Below are 19,488 nucleotides of genomic sequence, written 5' to 3'. Positions count from 1 at the left end.
TGTGCCGCGGACGCTGCGGGTGGATCCGGGAAGTCGGGGCAGCCAGAGGTGTTTGCCGCAGGCATAAAAAAGCCGCCCGGAGGCGGCTTTGCATAGAGGCTCTTGCTTAAACGTTGAAGCGAAAGTGCATGACGTCGCCATCCTTGACGATGTATTCCTTGCCCTCCAGGCGCCACTTGCCTGCTTCCTTGGCACTGTTCTCGCCGTTGTACTTGATGAAGTCGTCATACGCGATAACTTCGGCGCGGATGAAGCCTTTTTCGAAATCCGTATGAATGACTGCGGCAGCCTGGGGTGCGGTGGCTCCCACCTTTACGGTCCAGGCACGCACTTCCTTGACGCCTGCGGTGAAGTACGTCTGCAAATTCAGCAATTCATAGCCGGCACGGATCACGCGATTCAACCCGGGCTCTTCCATGCCGATCGCTTCGAGAAACATGTCCTTCTCTTCGCCATCATCGAGTTCAGCGATCTCTGCTTCGATCTTGTTGCAAACCGGTACGACCAGAGCGCCTTCCGCTTCGGCGATGCTGCGTACAACATCGAGGAGGGGGTTGTCCTCGAAGCCGTCTTCGGCGACGTTGGCAATGTACATGACGGGTTTGCTGGTGAGCAGGTGGAGACTTTTGATCAGTTTCTTTTCGTCATCGGCCAGATCTTTCAGCAGCGAGCGCGCAGGTTTGCCTTCGGAGAAGTGCGGGATCAGCTTTTCGATCAGGGCCTTCAGTGCCACGGCTTCCTTGTCACCGCCTTTGGCGTTGCGGGTGACGCGCTGAAGTTGCTTCTCGCAGCTGTCGAGGTCGGCAAAGATCAACTCCAGATCGATGATTTCGATGTCTCGCTTGGGGTCGACTGTATTGGAAACGTGGATAACATTCTCGTCTTCAAAGCAGCGCACCACATGGGCAATGGCATCGGTCTCGCGAATGTTGGCCAGGAACTGGTTACCCAGGCCTTCGCCCTTCGACGCGCCCTCCACCAGGCCGGCGATGTCAACGAACTCCATGGTGGTAGCGAGAACCTTTTGCGGCTTGACGATGGCCGCCAGGGCGTCCAGACGCGGATCGGGCATGGGCACGATGCCGCTGTTCGGCTCGATGGTGCAGAAGGGAAAGTTTTCAGCGCCGATGCCGGCTTTGGTCAAGGCATTGAACAGGGTGGATTTGCCTACGTTAGGCAAGCCGACAATACCGCAATTGAAACCCATACTGGTGTCCTCTGCCGCGTTCGCGGCGGATAAATGATTCAGGCTTTGAAACTGTGGAGGCGGCGAATGACCGCCGTCCAGTCACCGGCTAGCATGCCGGGGAGTTCACGTACGGCTTCGTCGATGCAGGCGTCGAGCAGATCCTGCTCGGCGCGGGGCGCGCGGCGCAGTACGAATCCCGTAACCTGAGAACTGTGACCAGGATGTCCGATCCCCAGGCGCAGGCGGTGGAAGGTATTCTGGTTGCCCAGGCTGGCGATAATGTCGCGTAGCCCGTTGTGTCCGCCGTGACCGCCACCCTGTTTGCATTTAACCACGCCGGGGGGCAGGTCCAGCTCATCATGAGCGACCAGGATCTCTTCCGGAGCGATGCGATAGAAGCCGGCCAGTGCGGCAATAGCCTGGCCACTGCGGTTCATGAAGGTGGTGGGAATCAACAGACGAACATCCTGACCGGAAAGGGTGAGGCGGCCGGTCAGGCCGAAGAACTTGCTCTCGTGGCGCAGCGCTACGTTATGCCGGTCCGCGAGACGCTCAATAAAAAGGGCGCCGGCGTTGTGGCGGGTCAGTTCATATTCAGGTCCAGGGTTTCCCAGACCGACCATCAACTTGATTCCCTGCGTCACAACGGGCGCCCTCCAGAAGACTCAGCAGCGATTATTCCGCTGACTCTTCGCCTTCTCCAGTAGCCTGGTCATCTTCAGCGGCAACGCGCGGAGCCATGACATTTACAACCGGCAGGTCGTGATCAGCACCCAGCGCCAGGCTGGGGATGGTTACGCCTTTTGGCAGCTTCAGATCGGACAGGTGAATCACTTCGCCCAGCTTGAGATTGGCCAGATCAACATCGATCGCTTCTGGCAGATCCTTCGGCAGGCAGGTGATTTCGATTTCAGGCAGGTTGCGGAAAATCATGCCGCCTTCCTGTTTGACGCCGTGGCAGGTGTCTTCGTTGAGGAAGTGCAGCGGAACCTGAACGTTAACCTTGTGACCGGCTACAACACGCAGAAGATCGACGTGCATGATGCGCGGCTTGGAAGGATGGCGTTGCAGTGCCTTGAGCAGAACGTCCTGCTTCTTGCCATCAACATCAAGCGAGATGATGTGCGAGTAGAAGGCTTCGTTTTCGAGCGCCTTGTTCAGCTGGCGTGTTTCCAGCGAGATACTTTGCGGTTCCTTGTTGCCACCGTAAACAATGGCAGGTACCAGATCAGCGATACGACGCAGGCGGCGGCTCGCACCTTTCCCCAGGTCGTTACGCTCTTTCGCATTCAGTGTGAAGTCGACCATATGTAGTCTCCTTGCTAAGCATCCGGGCATTTGCGACCAACGCGTCGGATGAATGATGAAAACCCGGCCGAAGTGGCCGGGCTGTGTGTATCAGTACCTGTTCCTTAACGAAACATTGCGCTGATGGATTCTTCGTTGCTGATGCGACGCATCGCTTCGGCAATAATCGGTGCCATGTCCAGCTGGCGGATGCGATCGCAGCTTTCTGCGGCGGCGGACAGCGGGATGGTATTGGTCACGACGAGTTCGTCGAGCATGGACCCGTTGATGTTTTCGATCGCCTTGCCCGACAGGATCGGGTGGGTGCAATAAGCCGATACACGGGTAGCGCCAAAGTCCTTCAAGGCTTTGGCTGCATGGCACAAGGTGCCAGCGGTATCGACCATGTCGTCAACCAGGATGCAGTTGCGGTTTTCCACATCACCGATGATATGCATGACCTCGGACTGATTGGCTTTGGGGCGACGCTTGTCGATAATCGCCAGGTCCACGCCGAGGGATTTCGCAACCGCCCGGGCCCGGACCACGCCGCCAATGTCCGGAGAAACGATCAGCAGGTTGTCCATCCGCTGATCCTGGATGTCGTCGATCAGCACCGGGGAACCGTAGATGTTATCCACCGGAATGTCGAAGAAACCCTGAATCTGGTCGGCATGCAGATCAACGGTCAGAACGCGGTTAACGCCCACCACGTCGAGCATGTCGGCCACTACCTTGGCGCTGATGGGCACGCGAGCGGAGCGCGGACGGCGATCCTGACGGGCGTAACCAAAGTAGGGGATGACTGCAGTAATACGTGAGGCGGAGGAGCGGCGCAGGGCATCAGCCATGACCACCAGTTCCATCAGATTGTCATTGGTCGGTGCGCAAGTCGGCTGGATTATGAAGACATCCTTGCCGCGCACGTTTTCGTTGAGTTCAACACTGACTTCGCCATCGCTGAAGCGGCTGACGGATGCATCACCAAGGGGGATATGCAATTGACGCACGACGCGTCGTGCCAGATCGGGGTTGGCGTTCCCCGTGAAAACCATCATCTTGGACACGCTGCAATACCTTTCTGGGTAGTGGTCGTTGCGAATGAGCCGGCATGCCGACAACGGGCTAGGGTGCCTGGTCGGTGAGATCGACTCAAGATGTAATGATTGCTGCCGGGAAAATGGCAGGGGCGGCTGGATTCGAACCAACGCATGGCAGGATCAAAACCTGCTGCCTTACCGCTTGGCTACGCCCCTGTAACTGTCCGGATGCAAAGGTTGCATCCTTCTTACGCCGCTTTGTAGAGCAACTGGTGTAACGGTGATCTGTTACATCCCTTTGCAACAAAGGTTTGCAGTGTGGCTGGCAACCGGGCGCGAACTTTATCAGCTTCACGTCTATTTGGGAAGGCCCCAAATAAGCAACTGCCAGATCCGGTCATCTTAGCTTCACAATAATTGTTTAGCAAGATCAACGCGTTACGTATTTCAGGATAACGCGCTTCAACAACAGGCTGCAGGTCGTTTCGACCTCCATGCCTCCGGAAGGCCGCTAATGTAATGGGCGGCGTATCACGCGTCAACCTCTGATCCGAAAAAATTTCTGCGGTACTGACCTGGCAGGGCGGGACCATTACCAGATACCAGGGCTCCTCCAGGTCGACCGGAGTCAGTTCCTCGCCGATTCCTTCGGCCCAGGCTGCCTGGCCGCGTACAAACACCGGTACGTCGGCGCCCAACTGCAAGCCTAGCTCAGCAAGCTGCTCGAGGTTCAAGCCTGTCTCCCATAAATGATTCAGGCCCAGCAGTGTTGTGGCGGCGTCGGAGCTGCCGCCGCCGATGCCGCCGCCCATGGGCAGAAGCTTGTCCAGGCGAATGTCGGCGCCATGGGTGCAGCCGCTGGTCTGTTGCAGCAGTCGGGCCGCTCTGACAACCAGGTTGTCTTCGACGGGTACGCCGGGGAGCGCTGGCTGAAGGGTTATGCCGCGGTCTTCCCGCGCAGCGAAGTGCAGCGTGTCGCCATGGTCGAGAAACTGGAACAGGGTCTGCAACTCGTGGTAACCGTTTGGCCGGCGACCTGTTACGTGCAGGAACAGATTCAGCTTGGCTGGCGCCGGGAGACTCAGGGGTGTAGTGATCATTCGGAAAGCTCGGAATCCCATTGCGTAATAATCAGGGTGAGCAGGATATCGTGCCCGGCCAGCTGCATGCGCTGCGGCAACTCGATTCCATCAACATCCTGATAGCGGCTGTATTCAATGGTCCAGCCTGATTGTTGTAGCCGAGCCAGCCGGCTCTCAATATCCAGCTGCAGTCGGCTAGGGCTATCCGGTGCTGGCAGACCGCGGACCCACCAGAGTAAATGCTCGACAGGCAGGCGCCAGCCAATCTGCTCTTCCAGCAGATCTTCTGCCGTGGCCGCGTGCATGGGTTCGCGCCCGGCAATCTCCAGTGTCACGCCTGCAGGCGTGCCGACTATCTGGGTCGCGCCCCGTCCGAGTGGGCCGGACAGGCGGATGTCATAGCTTTCCCGCTGCTGCAGCCAGAGCAGGGTGCCACTGCCGGATTGCTCGGGCGAGCGCATGCCCAGTTTACCCTGCAACGTCCAGCTGACGATGGGCTCGACGGACTGGCGATGGGCTTTCCAAGCGGCAGCGTCGCCCCCGAACTCAAGGGTCTCGCGCTTGTGTAAATTACCGCAGCCGCTCAGCGCCACAGCCACGCAGACCAGCGTGACGACACGTATGAATGGGTTCATCAGCGGGCCCCCAGGCGTTCTCGGGTCGAACGGATCAGTTCTCCTTCCGCTTCGTTCCCTACGGCTTCGTTCCAGACTGCGCGGGCTTCGGCCTTGCGGCCTTGTTTCCATAGCACCTCTCCGAGGTGCGCTGCGACTTCCTGGTCGGGAAATTCGCGATATGCCTGACGTAACAGCTCCTCAGCCTTGTCCAGATTGCCGAGCCGGTAATGCACCCAGCCCAGGCTGTCTGCGATGGCGGCATCATCCGGTTCGAGGCGGTGCGCCCGCTCGATCAGCTCCAGGGCTTCGTCGAGTCGCTCGTTACGATCGGCCAGGGTGTAGCCCAGGGCGTTCAGTGCCATGGCATTATCCGGCTCGCGCTCAAGAATGGCCCGCAGATCCCTCTCCAGCCCCGCGGGGTCGCCGAGTTTTTCCGAGGCCATGGCGCGCATGTAGAGCAGGTTGGTGTGTGCCTCGAATTCCTGCAGGGCTTCGTTGATACGGTCCAGGGCGCGTTGAGGATGCTCGTCGAACAGGGCCTCGATTTCGATCAGATACAGCTGCAGTTGATGGTCGGGATAGGCCAGACGATCTGCCGCCAGGGTAACGGCCAGCCTGTCCGGGTTATCACGCTCGATCAACACACGGCTGATCTGCAGGCGCGATGTTAAAAATTCGTTGCCATCATCGATGCTCTGCCAGGTGCGCAGGGCATCTTCCTGGCGGCCGGATTCCTGGTAGGCGAGGCCAAGGTGGTACAAACCTGTGTTGTTGCCGGGCGCGATGTCGGTCAGGCGCTCCAGGTACTCGATAGCTGTGCCAGGGTCGCCACTTTCCAGGTTCACCAGCCCCAGTGCCAGCAGCAACTCAGCATCATTCGGGTTCTGCTCTACAAGCAGGGCAAACTGGGCTGCGGCCGCTTCCAGGTCATCGTTCGCTACCAACAGTCGAGCGAGCAACAGGCGCATGCGTGTGTCGTCCGGAAAACTGATCAGGCCATCCTGCAATGTGGAAATGGCTTTCTGCGTTTCGCCCTGTTCGGCCAGCAGGCGTGCGTGCAGCATCACCGGGGCTGAGGCGGTATGTGCCGCCGGGTTCTTTTCGAGCAACGCCAGGGCTTCGGCTTGACGATCTTCCTGTTGCAGTAACAGGGCAGTGGCAAACACCAGTTGGGCGTTCTGCGGATTTTTCTGTTGTAACTGCTGCAGGCTTTCCAGCGCAGCCTGGCGCGTTGCGGAGTCGGTCTGTGCGGCGGCGAGGGCAAGAAAATCAAAATGCGTTTCGCCGTGCAGGGCGAGCACCTTTTCCATCATCGCCATGGCGCGTTCATGGTCACCGGCCCTGGCCTGTTGTAAGGCCGCGGCGCGCAGCGCTTCAGGATCTTCTGGCTTCACCTCCACCCATAGCAGCGCCATTTCCAGTGCCGGCTGCTGCGCGCCCAGAAACTCCGCCACCTGCATCGCGCGCTGAATGATGCCGGGGTCGCGGGTGATTCGAGCTTGCTCCAGGTAATTGTTCAGCGCGACGTCGAAGCGGTTTCGTTGGCCGGCGATCTCTGCGCTGAGCAGAGCGAACAGCGTGTCCTGGCTGAACTGGCCGTATACTATGGGCGGCTCCGGTTCTGGCTGCTGCGAGATCGCTTCCTCAGGGGCTATAGGCTGAGGCGATGGTTGCGGCGAGTTGCCTGTGGCAGCACAACCGGAGAGCCAGAGCCCGAATGCCGTGACCAGCAAGGGATAGGTGTAGAAAGCCTTCATTGACAAGGACGCTCGAATCGTTACAGGCGGGAGGCTCATCATGACACAGGATGCGGCGCAAGCCCAAAGCCGCACCGGGTGAAAATGCCAGCCATTGTCTGGGCGAGATGCGTCTCGGCGGCTTTCCAACTTTGTCTGGTAGATGCATTCGGGAGATGGGGCCATACGCTGCGGTTGCGGAAATCCCCGCGGGAATTGATCGGCGTCCGCTTACATAGGACAATTGCACGTTTTCGACCCGTGTCGTTCGGGTATATGAGGCTCCATGGGCTTTCTCGCATTCGGGATCAATCACAAGACTGCTGCAGTAGACGTGCGCGAGCGGGTTGCGTTTGCCCCTGAGCGTCTGGCAGACGCGCTGCAACAGATGCTGAACGACACGCACACCCAGGAAGTCGCGATCCTCTCTACTTGCAATCGCACCGAGATCTACTGCGCGCAGGATCATCCTGACATTGATCGGGTCGTGGAATGGGTAGCGCATTACCACGGGCTTGAGGTCGCTGACCTGCAGAGCTGTAGCTATTTGCATAGCGATGCCGGGGCCGTGCGGCACATGATGCGCGTTGCCGCCGGTCTGGATTCGATGGTGTTGGGTGAGCCGCAGATTTTCGGTCAGATGAAGGACGCCTGGCAGGCCGCGCGCACCGCCGGAACGCTGGGTCCCTATCTCGACCGACTGTTTCAGAGCACCTTCAATACCGCAAAACAAGTCCGTACCGACACGTCAATTGGCGAGAACCCGGTGTCGGTTGCCTTTGCTGCAGTCAGTCTGGCAAAGCAGATCTTTTCCGATTTGCAGCGCAGTACGGCTCTGCTGATCGGCGCGGGTGAGACCATCGCCCTGGTCGCCAGGCATCTGTACGACCAGGGTGTCAGCGACATCATCGTCGCCAACCGTACTCTGGAGCGTGCACAACTGCTCAGCGAACCGCTGGGCGGGCAGGCTATCATCCTCAACCAGATCCCTGATGTGCTGTCGCGGTGCGACATTATTATCAGCTCCACCGCCAGTCCGCTGCCGATCCTCGGCAAGGGCATGGTCGAACGGGCGCTGCGCAAGCGCAAACATCGGCCGGTCTTCATGGTCGATATCGCCGTGCCGCGTGACATCGAGCCGGAGGTTGGCGGGCTCTCGGATGTGTATCTGTATACCGTCGATGATCTGCATGAAGTCATCGAAGAGAACATGCGCTCGCGTCAGGGCGCTGCTGAGGCGGCGGAAAGACTGATCGAGCAGGGCTCCACCGAGTTCATGCAGCGCCTCAGAGCGCTGGCGGCGGTGGATGTCCTGCGTCGCTACCGTCAGAAGGCTGAGCAACTGCGCGACCAGGAATTGCTCAAGGCGCAGGCGAAGCTTGAGCGCGGTGGGGACCCGGCAGCTGTGCTGGCAGAAATGGCCCGTGCGCTGACCAATAAACTGCTGCATGACCCAAGTGTGCAACTCAAGCAGATGAGCGCAGAGGGTCGGGCTGAAGCGTTGGCGCTGGCGCAGGAACTGTTCGCGCTGGACGACGAGACGAACTCACCACAAGGCTGACCATGAAGGCATCACTGTTAAACCGGCTGGATATACTGACGGAACGCTTTGAAGAGCTCTCCGCACTGCTTAGCGACGCGGAAGTGATCAGCGACCAGACGCGTTTTCGCGCCTATTCCCGCGAATATGCCGAACTTGAGCCCACTATTAGCTGTTATGCCCAATGGAAACAGGTCACCGCTGATCTCGCCGAGGCGCGCAGCCTGCTCAAGGACAGCGATGCCGACATGCGCGAAATGGCCGAGGAAGACGCCAAGGCCTGTCAGGCGCGGCTAGTGGTCCTCGAAGAAGACCTCAATCGCTTGCTGTTGCCGAAGGATCCGAACGACGAACGCAACGTATTCCTTGAGGTGCGTGCCGGCACCGGTGGTGACGAAGCGGCGATTTTTGCCGGCGATCTGTTCCGCATGTATTCGCGTTACGCCGAGCGTCAGGGCTGGCAGGTTGAGATTCTCTCGGAGAATATCGGCGAGCATGGCGGCTACAAGGAAGTCATCGCCCGGGTCGAAGGTCGTGGCGTATATGCCAAGCTCAAGTTTGAATCCGGCGCTCACCGGGTGCAGCGCGTGCCGGAAACCGAATCCCAGGGGCGTATCCATACCTCCGCCTGCACCGTAGCGGTATTGCCGGAGATGGACGAGCAGGCTGCCGTGGAGATCAATCCGGCGGACCTTCGGGTCGATACCTATCGCTCCTCGGGTGCGGGTGGGCAGCACGTCAACAAGACGGATTCGGCGATACGTCTGACACACTTGCCGACCGGCATAGTAGTGGAATGCCAGGAAGAGCGCTCTCAGCACAAGAACCGCGCCAAGGCCATGAGCCTGTTGCAATCCAAGCTCGTCAGTCGCCAGCGCGAGGCGCAGGATAAAGAGGTCTCCGATGCCCGCCGGCAGCTGGTCGGCTCGGGGGACCGTTCCGAGCGCATCCGTACCTACAATTTCCCTCAGGGCCGGGTGACCGATCATCGGATCAATCTGACCCTGTACAGTCTCGATCAGGTTATTCAGGGCGAGCTCGACAACGTCATCGAGCCGCTGTTACGCGAACATCAGGCTGACCAGTTGGCTGATCTGGAACACGCATGAGCCTGAACCTGGCGTCCCTGCTGCACGCTGCGGCTCTGCCGGATTCAGACAGTCCGCGGCTGGATGCCGAGTTGTTGCTGGCGCATGCCTTGAACAAGCCGCGCAGCTTCTTGATGACCTGGCCAGAGCATCAGCCACAGCCCGAGCAAATCGAACGTTTCCAGCACTTGTTGCAGCGTCGCCGAGCGGGTGAGCCGGTTGCCTATCTGCTCGGGCGCCGGGGGTTCTGGAGCCTGGATCTGGAAGTCGACAGCTCGACGCTGATTCCGCGTCCGGATACCGAGCGGCTGGTTGAAGTCGCCCTGGAGCGCGTCGTCAAGCATCCGGCCCGGGTGCTCGATCTGGGTACCGGAACAGGCGCCGTGGCGCTTGCCCTGGCGGTGGAACGGCCGGCCTGGGAGGTCACCGGCTGCGACAGTGCGGCTCCCGCCGTCGCGCTGGCCGAACGTAATCGTCAGCGGCTGGGCATCGGCAATGCCACCTTTGTGCTCAGTGACTGGTTTGCCGGGCTCGCCCAAGGCAAGGCGTTCGACCTGATTGTTTCCAACCCGCCCTACATCGCGGAAAACGATCCGCATCTGGTTGAAGGCGATGTCCGTTTCGAGCCCGCCACCGCGCTGGTCAGCGGGCCTGACGGTCTTGATGACATCCGGCATATCGCCCAGGCAGCGCCTGATCATCTGCAACCAGATGGCTGGCTCCTGTTGGAGCACGGCTGGGAGCAGGCAGATGCGGTGCGCGACCTGCTCGCTGCACGGGGTTTTGCCGAGGTGCAATCCTGGCAGGATCTGGCCGGCCATCAACGTATCAGTGGAGGGCGCTGGCATGGATGATCAACAGCTACTGCGTTACAGCCGGCAGATTCTGCTGCCGCAAATTGACATCGATGGGCAGCAAAGCCTTCTCAAAAGCAGGGTGCTGATTGTCGGGCTGGGCGGTTTGGGCGCGCCGGCCGCGCTGTACCTGGCTGCAGCCGGGGTCGGCACGCTGGTGCTGGCTGATCATGATTCGGTGGACACCACCAATCTGCATCGTCAGATCATTCACCTCACTCGGGACGTCGGCCGGACCAAGGTCGACTCGGCAGGCGATACGCTGCAGGCGCTCAATACCGATGTCCAGCTGACGCTGATTGATCGTGCGCTGGAAGGCGAGACGCTGAATCGCGCCGTGCGGGGTGTGGATCTGGTGCTTGATTGCTCCGACAACTTTGCTACCCGCCTGGCAGTTAACGCTGCCTGTTTTGCGGCGGGCAAACCGCTGGTGTCCGGTGCGGCGATTCGTCTGGAAGGCCAGGTCAGTGTTTTTGACCCCCGGCGCGAAGACAGCCCCTGCTACCAGTGTCTGTACGGGGAGGGCGACGAAGAGGCGTTGAGCTGCAGCGAGGCAGGCGTGATCGGCCCTCTGGTGGGCATGATTGGCAGTCTGCAGGCGCTGGAAGCGCTCAAACTGCTGGCGGGTTTTGGCGAGCCGCTGACCGGCCGATTGCTGTTGATTGATGCACTGGCCAGCCGCTTCCGGGAAATGCGCGTCAAGCGCGATCCGGCCTGCGGCTGCTGTGGAACTGCCGGTCTTGAGCAATAACGCACCGGTCGGCGTGTTCGACTCCGGCGTCGGCGGATTGTCGGTGCTGGGCGATATCAACCGTCTGTTACCGCAGGAGACGCTGCTGTATGTCGCCGACAGCGGCCACGTTCCCTACGGTGAGAAATCGGCTGAGTATATTCGTGAGCGAAGCCGGAAGATCGCTGCGTTTTTGGTGGAGCAGGGTGCCAAGGCTTTGGTGCTCGCCTGTAACACTGCCACCGCGGCTGCGGTTGCCGACTTGCGCAGCCTGTATGACACGCCCGTGGTCGGCATGGAGCCCGCCGTCAAGCCCGCGGCGCTGGCGACGCGCTCCGGCGTTGTAGGCGTGCTGGCGACCACAGGTACCTTGCAGAGCGCTCGCTTTGCTGCCCTGCTTGACCGTTTCGCCGGCTCGGTACAAGTCGTTACCCAGCCGTGTCCGGGGCTGGTGGAATGCGTGGAGCGGGGCGAGCTGCGGGGGCCTCATGTGGAAAAGCTGTTACGGGCCTATACCGATCCGCTACTGGAAGCGGGGTGCGATACGCTGATTCTTGGTTGTACTCATTACCCCTTTCTGCGCGCCCAGTTGCTCGCTGTTCTCCCCCCGCACATTTCCTTGATTGATACCGGTGCCGCCGTAGCGAGGCAGCTGCGTGCGCGTCTGATCGAGGCTGATCTTCTTGCCGCCGGCGGCGCTCAGCGGCCCCGGTTCTGGACTACAGCGGCGCCGGAATCGCTGGGGCGCGTGCTGCCAGTGCTCTGGGGGCGGAACGAGACGGTGCGAGCGTTGTCTGTGTAAACGGATACAAATGGGCTTGTAGCTCGATGCGCAAGGAAAAAATCAATGAAAAAACGCGGTCTTGTAGTTGGATGCCTGCTGTCCTTTTCGACATTGGCGCCATTAGTTCACGCGGTGGATGGAATCTCTGTTGAGGCGGGTAGAAGTTCGGAATCCACCAACACCTTCCGGTTAGCCGCTCAGTTCGATTTTGGGCAGACCCTTTGGCAGAACCAGTCTGGCAACGTGCGGCTCGGCGGCTACTGGGATGCAGGTGTGCGTCGCTGGAGCGGCCTTGACGCCACTACCGTTGCTATCTCGCCGGTGTTGCGACTCGATTTTGGTAGCCCCAACAGCGCCATGACGCCCTATATCGAGGCAGGTATCGGTGCGTCCTACTTCACTCGAACAGATTTCGACAGCGAAAATGTCGATCTGGGCTCGAAATTCCAGTTCGAGGACAGATTGGGTGCCGGTGTGCGTTTCGCTGACGGTTCGCAGCTTGGCCTACGCGTATTTCACTACTCCAATGCCGGCATCAAGAGCCCGAACAACGGTATCGAAACAGTCTCCTTGCACTACCGCTTCGATATCTGACAGCAACCGGAATGTTCCGGCCAGAGGCCCCGCCACAGCCGGGCGGGGCAGCTAGCGGCGCTTGTTCCTGCTTTCAGCCAGCTTCATTCGATATTGATCGCGATACAGCTGAGCAAAACCATGTAGCAATGGAAACAAGACGGCCCAACTGATAGCGGCAATCGCCAGGGTGGTTGTCGGCGCTTGTCCGAGGTATACACCGCGTAGCCCAGCGATAGCACTGTAGACTGCTAACGCTGCAACGGCGCCAACAGTGCTGGCCAGCCACCACGTTCGGCCGCTCCAGGCCAGGCAATGATTAAGCGTGGTTCCCAGCAGGGCCCAGAACAGGGCCTGCCACAGTGGAACCAGGGCGGGATCACCGGGATAACTGAGCAGATTCATTTGCAGCGTGAAGGAATCCAGCGCTGCTCCAGCCAGCATCGTGCTCACCACCGTCTTGCCTTCCGCTGACCATGAGCTGACCAGCGCAAAGTGCATTACCAGTGCAGCAAGGGCGACCAGTAGCCAGCCGGAATATCCGCCCAGCAGACAGGCTAGCCAGCCAACGACGAATAATGCTGCGTTAATGGAGTTGTTTCGTGCCGCCATTGAGTTCTCTGAATGATGGAGCCGGCTGGAGAGTCTACGCTGATGCGTGCTCGGGTTCTGATCAGACCAGGGTGCGCGCGGTCTGCTGCCCACTAAGCCAGGCGTTTTCGACCCGACCGTCCAGGCACCAGTCACCAGTCACATAAAGCCCCAGCTCCGGGGCGGCCAATGCGCCCCAGTTACGCTTATCGTCGGGGCGAGCCAGAAGCCAGCGGTGCACATGGGTAAAAGCAGGTTCGGGGAGAGCGGTTCCCAGGAGTTCGGATAAGGCTTCGAGCAAGTGCGCCGTTACCGATTCAGGCGAAGCCTCAAGGTGATCAGCAGCCCAGGCGGGGGTTGAGTGAACCACCCAGCTGTCGCTGCCGTGGCGCCCGGGTTTGCTGCTGTTGCGCGAGACCCAGTCGAGCGGGCCCCCGCGTACAAAGCAGGCGTCGACGGAGGTTGCCAGCGGTTGATCGAAGGCGACCGCAAGCGTCCAGGTGGGCGACATGCTGATCTGCGCTACGGTCTGCTGCAACGTTGGAGCCGGCTCCAGCAGTGCTACCGCCTGCGGTGCGGGGACGGCCACGACGACACGATCAAAGGGGCCGTGCGTTACGCCTGTTTTATCCTCCAGCATCCATTGCCCGGGCTCTACAGGGTGCAATCGTTCTATATGCGTCTGGCTGGTGAGGGTTACATCCGCCAGCAGCTGGCGAGGCAGTGCCGACATGCCAGGGAGACCAACGAAGCGCTGCTGGTCGTCGGGCGATTCGTGCAGGCCGGTATCGTCGTAGCAGTAGAGCCTGGGCGTCCATTCCGCCACCCATCCGCTATCCAGCCAATGCTGAAGCGCGTGGCGAAAGCGGCTGTCACGCGCGGTCAAATACTGGGCGCCCAGGTCGAACCCGCCCATTGGCGTTCGCTTGCTGCTCAATCGGCCACCGCAGCCTCTGCTTTTGTCGAACACGAATACCTGGTGGTCATCCTCACGCAGAGCACTGGCTGCACTGACGCCTGCCAGACCGGCGCCGACAACGGCAATACGAAGAGAACTCATGGGCGGAGCTTCCTGTTGGGCTAAACTCGTCGGGCGATCATCATACGGTCGGTTGCTGGTCTCTGTACATTCAGAACCGCTCTGGAGGGTACCGTTCAGCTGCACTGGTCGCGATTTGTCAGTGACCTGTTAAGCTTGGACTCAGGGTCTGTTGCCGTTTCGTAGGGATGTTCTCACAGGGAGTCACGCATGCTGGGAGGCGAGCCATGCACGTATTGTTAACAGGGGGGACAGGCCTGGTTGGACGGGCGTTGTGTCATCGTTTGTTGGCGCAGGGACACCAGGTAAGCTTATGGAGCCGACGACCGGAACAGGTCCGGGCATTGTGCGGGTCGGAAGTCAAAGGCGTGGGGCGTCTGGAGCAGCTTGATGCGGTCCCGCTGGATGCCGTCATCAACCTCGCCGGCGCGCCCATAGCGGATCGGCGCTGGTCACCCGAGCGCAAGGCGCAACTCTGGGCCAGCAGGGTGTCACTCACCGAGCATCTGGTTGACTGGATGGGCGCTCTGAAAAGCCGGCCCTCAGTGTTGATCAGCGGCTCAGCCATTGGCTGGTATGGCGATGGGGGCGAGGCGGAACTCACCGAGGACAGCCCGGCCAACCGGCAATATGCTCATACGCTCTGTGACGCATGGGAAGCTGCGGCACGGCGCGCAAGCTCGCACGGTATTCGAGTATGTGTGGTACGCACCGGGCTGGTGCTGGCGCCAGGCGGCGGTTTTCTGCAGCGTCTGCTCAAGCCATTCAGCCTGGGGCTTGGCGGGCCGATAGGATCGGGCAGGCAGTACATGTCATGGATCCATATCCAGGATGAGGTGGGTATCATCCTGCATCTGCTGAATCACCCTGAGTGCAAAGGCGTCTATAACGCCACTGCACCTGACCCGGCGACCAACAAGGCGTTCAGCAGTGCATTGGGCAAAACCCTCCATCGCCCTGCATTTATGCCTTTGCCTGGCATTGCCCTGAAAGCGGCTTTGGGGGAAATGTCCATTTTGTTGTTGACCGGCCAGCGAGTAGTGCCGGCCAGGATCATCGAAGCAGGTTACAGCTTTCGCCATGCGACGCTTGAAGCGGCGCTGGATGATGTAATAAACAATCACTGAGCATCGGAGCAGTCAATGTCGGATCGTGGGGTTTTACTGTTGAATCTGGGCTCACCGGCCAGCACCAGCGTGGCCGACGTGCGCCGCTATCTGAATCAGTTTCTGATGGACCCTTACGTGGTGGATCTGCCGTGGCCGTTACGTCGCTTGCTGGTGAGTATTATCCTGGCCACCCGACCCAAGCAGTCCGCGCACGCCTACGCATCCATCTGGTGGGAGCAGGGCTCGCCGCTGCTGGTCATCAGCCGGCGCGTGCAAGAGGCGTTGCAGGCGCGTCTGGATATGCCCGTGGAGTTGGCCATGCGCTACGGCGAACCTTCTATCGAACGGGGCGTTCTGGCACTGGCCGCCAAGCCGGGCGTGCGCGAGGTGCTGTTGCTGCAACAGTATCCGCAGCATGCCGACAGCACCATCACCACGTCCATCAGGGAAACTGAGCGGGTCATTGCCAAGCATCAGTTGAATCTCAAGCTGACCGTGGTGCCTGCGTTCTACGATCGCCCGGGTTACATGGACGCCCTGGTCGAGAGTGCCGAGCCGCACCTGCAGCAGGGCTTCGATCATCTGCTGCTCAGCTACCACGGGTTGCCCGAACGGCATCTGCGCAAGGCCGATCCGACCGGCTCGCACTGCGGTAACTATCCTGCGTGTTGCGAACAGCCGTCCCCGGCGCATGCCACCTGCTACCGCGCCCAGTGTCTGGCGGTCAGCAAAGCATTCACTGCACGCATGGGGCTGAGCGATGACAAATGGTCCATGGCCTTTCAATCGCGGCTGGGTCGCGACAAATGGATCGAACCCTATACCGAGAAGCGGCTGGACGAACTGGCCGCCCAAGGGGTCAAGCGTTTGCTGGTGATGTGCCCGGCGTTTGTCGCCGATTGCATCGAGACGCTTGAGGAGATCGGTGATCGTGCCCGCGAGCAGTTTGCCGCCGCCGGGGGCGAGGAACTGGTGCTGGTGCCCTGTCTGAACGACCATCCGAAGTGGATCGATACGCTGGAGCACTGGTGCTGCACCGAGCCTGCGGCCGTCTGAGTATGATGGAATTGATCAGCTACGCCGCAGCCATTCGGCCAATACCAGGTGCAATCCCAGGCCGATCAGCACGACGCCCATCAGTCGGTCGAACCAATGTCCCAGCCGAGCAAAGCCGCGGCGGACCCGTGGCTGGCTGAAAAGCACGGCAACCAGTGCAAACCAGGTTCCGGTCGCCAGGGCAAGGTAAAGGCCGTAGCCGGCTTGCACCGTCAGAGGCGTCTGGGCGCTTATCACAGCGGTAAATACCGAGAGGAAGAACAGGGTCGCCTTGGGGTTCAAACCGTTGGTTATGAAGCCGTTGAGAAAGGCTTGCCGTGGCGCCATGGACACCGTGCGGGTGCGCTCGTCGGCCAGCCCCTGCGGTTGCGCCCGAAGTGCCCGGACCCCGATATAGATCAGATAGGCCGCCGCCAGCAACTTGAGCAGATTGAACAGCCATACCGATTGCGAGACGATCAGGCCGATGCCCAGCAGCGAATAGCCGACATGAATAAAGATCCCAGTGCCGATTCCCGCAGCGGTCATCAGTCCAGCCTGTCGTCCGGCACTTACGCTGTTGCGGATGACCACGGCGAAATCCGGCCCGGGGCTCATGACTGCCAGCAGATGTATCAGCGCTACCAGCAGAAATTCATTGAGGTACATCGACCGCTCCCGTGAAAATCGACCATTTTAAACCCAATTGGATCTAGCCATGAATGAACAATTGCGCGTGGTATTTCTCGACCAGGCTACCCTGGACAAGGATGATCTCGATCTGCAGCCGCTTGAAGACAGCGCCGCGGTGTTGACGCTGTACGACGCAACCACAGCGGAGCAGGTCAGCGAGCGGATCGGTGACCATCAGGTGGTGATCACCAACAAGGTGGTCATCGACGAGACCGCCATGGCCGCGTGTCCGGCCTTGAAACTGATCCTGATAGCCGCTACCGGGACCAATAACGTCGACCTGGATGCTGCGCGTCGACGCGGCATCCAGGTCTGCAATTGCCAGGGCTATGGCACGCCGTCGGTGGCCCAACACAGCATCATGCTGATGCTGGTGCTGATCACGCGCTTCGAATCCTATCGCCAAGCGGTCAGAGCCGGCGCCTGGCAACGCAGCAGCCAGTTCTGCCTGCTGGATTATCCGATCGGCGAATTATCCGGCCGCACCCTGGGGATTCTTGGTTACGGTGAGCTCGGGCGTGCGGTTGGCAAGCTGGCCGAGGCGTTTGGCATGCAGCTTCTGGTGGGCGCCTTACCGGGTCGTGAACAGCCGGGCCGTCCAGGGTTGCGGGAGATGTTGCCTCAGGTCGACGTGTTGAGTCTGCATTGCCCGCTGACGGACAGCACGCGCAACCTGATAGGCGCGCCGGAGCTGGCATTGATGAAGCCTGGCAGCCTGCTGGTGAATGCCGCGCGGGGCGGATTGGTCGATGAGGACGCGCTGCTTGCCAGTTTGAAGAGCGGACATCTCGGCGGAGCCGCTTTGGATGTATTGAGCGAGGAGCCGCCGGCTCGTGGCAATCCGCTACTCGATACCGAGGTGCCTAATCTGATCATTACGCCGCATAGCGCCTGGGGCAGCCGCGAAGCGAGGCAGCGCATCGTTGCTCAGCTCGCGGAGAACCTGTCTGGTTTTATGGATGGGGCGGTGCGGCGGTCAGTTAGCTGATCAAGCTGGCATTTGCGTCGATCTGGCGCCAACTGGCGCACAATCCGGCTTGCTCCACCTCTTTAGGTGATGGATGGGGCAGGTAGGACGGGAATAAGGTCGGGTCATCTTTCGCTCAGGGACGAGCAAATAATGACTTGGCCAACAATGAATTCGGTTGTAACCACCGAACAGCTTCTCGCCAGCGGCGAGTCCTTCTTCGATTTCCCCGAATCCGCGACAGCAGACCCTTTTCTGTTTGATGGGCTGTCGACAGCTCACCGTCTTTACGACTGGTCGGAAGTACAATGCATCAGTCAGCGTGGCGTCAGCCTGCTCGAAGTACTCATTGCTGTGCTGGTTTTGGCTATCGGTGTACTCGGCGCAGCATCATTACAGCTCAATGCAGTGCGTTACAGTGCCAGTGCCGCGCATACCACCCACGCCAGCTTTATCGCCTACGACCTGCTTGACCGGATGCGTGCCAACGCTGACGACCTTGCCTCATATGCAGGCTCGGTTTCCGGCGCCTGCGATCCGGATGCGGCAGCGCCAGCCACAATTATCGCCCTTGATCGCGCCGACTTTGCCCGCGCCGTAACCTGTCAGTTGCCCTCAGGTAAAGCCAGCATTCGTGTTGCTGCGGACACCGCCACCATCACCATCAGCTGGTCCGAAGCGCGGATCGTGGCGGGCCAGGAGGATACCGAGTTTGTGGTTTCCTCGATCGTCCGGCAAACGCCATGAAAAGTTCTAGCACACGCGTTGCACAGCGCGGCTTCGGTCTGGTTGAACTGATGATTGCCATGTTGCTCGGGCTCATTCTGATCATGGGCGTCATGCAGATATTCATCACCAGTAAACAGACCTACGGCATGCAGCAGAGCGCCGCCACCATGCAGGAAAACGCACGTTTCGTGCTCAGCCGGATCAGCTCGGAGCTGAGGCAGGTGGGCATGTTCGGCTGCCTGGATATCGAACGGCTTCCCATTGCAACCCGCAACCAGATTCCCGCCGCATTCGCTACGCCGGTTACCTTTCAAGACGGCATTCTGACCATCATCACAGCTGACTCGGCGGTCGAGCGTGTGACCGAAGAGGTGACGCTGACTGCCTCAGGCCTTGGGGCAGGGTGGCTACTGGTAAGCGATTGCGTTGCCGGACTGCGTATTGATAGCGGCGTCGGCGTAACCGCCGCCGCGGGGGACCTGGTGGTTCCGGTGCGTCAACTGGAATACCGGCTGGCCGATCATGCGCTCAAGACGCGGGTAAACGGGATGGGCAACTTTGAGACCTTGATCGAAGGCGTGTCGGGTTTCGATGTGCAATTCGGCTTGGCTGCATCCGATGCCGATGTGCATGTTTCGGGGGCCTACGTCACAGACGTTACGGGTCTGGAGAGCCGGGTGCGCAGTGTGCGTCTGGTATTGCAGTTGGCCGAGGATCCGTCCGATCCGGATGCTGGAAGTGTCAAAACAAAGGATTTCACTTTGGTTGCAGCGCTGCGCAATCGTCTCGACTGAACACGCAAGGA

General features: G+C 60.1%; 21 protein-coding genes and 1 tRNA gene. 11 read left to right on the top strand and 11 right to left on the bottom strand.

Annotated elements, in window-relative coordinates; all coding sequences use genetic code 11:
* Positions 1 to 106 precede the first annotated feature (106 nt).
* The 8 genes from ychF to FZE95_RS13430 all read right to left on the bottom strand — a co-directional run bounded on the left by ychF (position 107) and on the right by FZE95_RS13430 (position 6,972).
* The gene (gene ychF, locus FZE95_RS13465) at positions 107 to 1,207 is read right to left on the bottom strand and encodes a redox-regulated ATPase YchF (protein ID WP_150301377.1); all 1,101 of its coding nucleotides are present in this window, start codon (positions 1,205 to 1,207) and stop codon (positions 107 to 109) included.
* A 38-nt stretch (positions 1,208 to 1,245) separates the two neighbouring features.
* The gene (pth, locus tag FZE95_RS13460) at positions 1,246 to 1,812 is read right to left on the bottom strand and encodes an aminoacyl-tRNA hydrolase (protein WP_150301398.1); all 567 of its coding nucleotides are present in this window, start codon (positions 1,810 to 1,812) and stop codon (positions 1,246 to 1,248) included.
* Positions 1,813 to 1,864: 52 nt separating this feature from the next.
* Positions 1,865 to 2,497 carry a 50S ribosomal protein L25/general stress protein Ctc gene (locus FZE95_RS13455; protein WP_150301376.1) on the bottom strand — a complete coding sequence of 211 codons (633 nt, stop codon included), beginning with the start codon at positions 2,495 to 2,497 and terminating at the stop codon, positions 1,865 to 1,867.
* 104 nt (positions 2,498 to 2,601) lie between these two features.
* Positions 2,602 to 3,543 (bottom strand): ribose-phosphate pyrophosphokinase, encoded by a 942-nt coding sequence (locus FZE95_RS13450; RefSeq protein ID WP_150301375.1) that lies wholly within the window; start codon positions 3,541 to 3,543, stop codon positions 2,602 to 2,604.
* A 114-nt stretch (positions 3,544 to 3,657) separates the two neighbouring features.
* Positions 3,658 to 3,732, bottom strand: a tRNA-Gln gene (locus FZE95_RS13445).
* Between the two features lie 32 nt (positions 3,733 to 3,764).
* On the bottom strand, positions 3,765 to 4,616 hold the full coding sequence (ispE, locus tag FZE95_RS13440; RefSeq protein ID WP_150301374.1) for a 4-(cytidine 5'-diphospho)-2-C-methyl-D-erythritol kinase: 852 nt from the start codon (positions 4,614 to 4,616) through the stop codon (positions 3,765 to 3,767).
* Positions 4,613 to 5,233 (bottom strand): lipoprotein insertase outer membrane protein LolB, encoded by a 621-nt coding sequence (gene lolB, locus FZE95_RS13435; protein ID WP_150301373.1) that lies wholly within the window; start codon positions 5,231 to 5,233, stop codon positions 4,613 to 4,615. The genes ispE and lolB overlap by 4 nt, the downstream gene beginning before the upstream one ends.
* The gene (locus FZE95_RS13430) at positions 5,233 to 6,972 is read right to left on the bottom strand and encodes a tetratricopeptide repeat protein (RefSeq protein ID WP_223825065.1); all 1,740 of its coding nucleotides are present in this window, start codon (positions 6,970 to 6,972) and stop codon (positions 5,233 to 5,235) included. Before FZE95_RS13430 ends, lolB begins: the two co-directional genes overlap by 1 nt.
* A 265-nt stretch (positions 6,973 to 7,237) precedes the next feature.
* Between FZE95_RS13430 and hemA the strand changes: the two genes are divergently transcribed.
* The 6 genes from hemA to FZE95_RS13400 are packed head-to-tail and all read left to right on the top strand — an operon-like array spanning position 7,238 to position 12,541.
* Complete coding sequence (gene hemA, locus FZE95_RS13425; RefSeq protein ID WP_150301372.1) at positions 7,238 to 8,512, top strand: glutamyl-tRNA reductase; 1,275 nt, start codon at positions 7,238 to 7,240, stop codon at positions 8,510 to 8,512.
* A gap of 2 nt (positions 8,513 to 8,514) precedes the next feature.
* Positions 8,515 to 9,600: a peptide chain release factor 1 gene (prfA, locus tag FZE95_RS13420; RefSeq protein WP_150301371.1), complete on the top strand. Its 1,086-nt coding sequence runs from the start codon at positions 8,515 to 8,517 to the stop codon at positions 9,598 to 9,600.
* Positions 9,597 to 10,433: a peptide chain release factor N(5)-glutamine methyltransferase gene (gene prmC / locus FZE95_RS13415; protein WP_150301370.1), complete on the top strand. Its 837-nt coding sequence runs from the start codon at positions 9,597 to 9,599 to the stop codon at positions 10,431 to 10,433. The genes prfA and prmC overlap by 4 nt, the downstream gene beginning before the upstream one ends.
* Positions 10,426 to 11,184 carry a molybdopterin-synthase adenylyltransferase MoeB gene (gene moeB / locus FZE95_RS13410; RefSeq protein WP_150301369.1) on the top strand — a complete coding sequence of 253 codons (759 nt, stop codon included), beginning with the start codon at positions 10,426 to 10,428 and terminating at the stop codon, positions 11,182 to 11,184. Before prmC ends, moeB begins: the two co-directional genes overlap by 8 nt.
* Positions 11,174 to 11,965, top strand: a complete 792-nt coding sequence (gene murI, locus FZE95_RS13405) for a glutamate racemase (RefSeq protein ID WP_150301368.1) — start codon at positions 11,174 to 11,176, stop codon at positions 11,963 to 11,965. The genes moeB and murI overlap by 11 nt, the downstream gene beginning before the upstream one ends.
* A 45-nt stretch (positions 11,966 to 12,010) precedes the next feature.
* Positions 12,011 to 12,541, top strand: coding sequence for an acyloxyacyl hydrolase (locus tag FZE95_RS13400; RefSeq protein WP_150301367.1), 531 nt, complete (start codon positions 12,011 to 12,013; stop codon positions 12,539 to 12,541).
* 51 nt (positions 12,542 to 12,592) lie between these two features.
* Here the strand turns inward: FZE95_RS13400 and FZE95_RS13395 are convergent, their stop codons facing one another.
* On the bottom strand, positions 12,593 to 13,132 hold the full coding sequence (locus FZE95_RS13395) for a DUF2878 domain-containing protein (protein ID WP_150301366.1): 540 nt from the start codon (positions 13,130 to 13,132) through the stop codon (positions 12,593 to 12,595).
* 61 nt (positions 13,133 to 13,193) lie between these two features.
* Entirely contained in the window at positions 13,194 to 14,171 is a 978-nt protein-coding gene (locus tag FZE95_RS13390; RefSeq protein ID WP_150301365.1) for an NAD(P)/FAD-dependent oxidoreductase, read from the bottom strand.
* 206 nt (positions 14,172 to 14,377) lie between these two features.
* Between FZE95_RS13390 and FZE95_RS13385 the strand changes: the two genes are divergently transcribed.
* Positions 14,378 to 15,277, top strand: coding sequence for a TIGR01777 family oxidoreductase (locus FZE95_RS13385; protein WP_150301364.1), 900 nt, complete (start codon positions 14,378 to 14,380; stop codon positions 15,275 to 15,277).
* 15 nt (positions 15,278 to 15,292) lie between these two features.
* On the top strand, positions 15,293 to 16,315 hold the full coding sequence (hemH, locus tag FZE95_RS13380; RefSeq protein ID WP_150301363.1) for a ferrochelatase: 1,023 nt from the start codon (positions 15,293 to 15,295) through the stop codon (positions 16,313 to 16,315).
* Between the two features lie 15 nt (positions 16,316 to 16,330).
* Here hemH and FZE95_RS13375 read toward each other — a convergent pair whose 3' ends face one another.
* Positions 16,331 to 16,963: a LysE family transporter gene (locus FZE95_RS13375; protein ID WP_150301362.1), complete on the bottom strand. Its 633-nt coding sequence runs from the start codon at positions 16,961 to 16,963 to the stop codon at positions 16,331 to 16,333.
* Between the two features lie 49 nt (positions 16,964 to 17,012).
* Between FZE95_RS13375 and FZE95_RS13370 the strand changes: the two genes are divergently transcribed.
* The 3 genes from FZE95_RS13370 (at position 17,013) to FZE95_RS13360 (ending at position 19,477) form a co-directional block, all read left to right on the top strand.
* On the top strand, positions 17,013 to 17,975 hold the full coding sequence (locus tag FZE95_RS13370; protein ID WP_150301361.1) for a 2-hydroxyacid dehydrogenase: 963 nt from the start codon (positions 17,013 to 17,015) through the stop codon (positions 17,973 to 17,975).
* 132 nt (positions 17,976 to 18,107) lie between these two features.
* The gene (pilV, locus tag FZE95_RS13365; RefSeq protein ID WP_190324568.1) at positions 18,108 to 18,701 is read left to right on the top strand and encodes a type IV pilus modification protein PilV; all 594 of its coding nucleotides are present in this window, start codon (positions 18,108 to 18,110) and stop codon (positions 18,699 to 18,701) included.
* On the top strand, positions 18,698 to 19,477 hold the full coding sequence (locus tag FZE95_RS13360; RefSeq protein ID WP_150301359.1) for a prepilin-type N-terminal cleavage/methylation domain-containing protein: 780 nt from the start codon (positions 18,698 to 18,700) through the stop codon (positions 19,475 to 19,477). Before pilV ends, FZE95_RS13360 begins: the two co-directional genes overlap by 4 nt.
* Positions 19,478 to 19,488: the final 11 nt, after the last annotated feature.

The organism is Pseudomonas profundi, assembly GCF_008638305.1.
Taxonomy (GTDB): Bacteria; Pseudomonadota; Gammaproteobacteria; order Pseudomonadales; family Pseudomonadaceae; genus Halopseudomonas; species Halopseudomonas profundi.
This window is presented reverse-complemented; position numbering and strand designations above follow the sequence as displayed.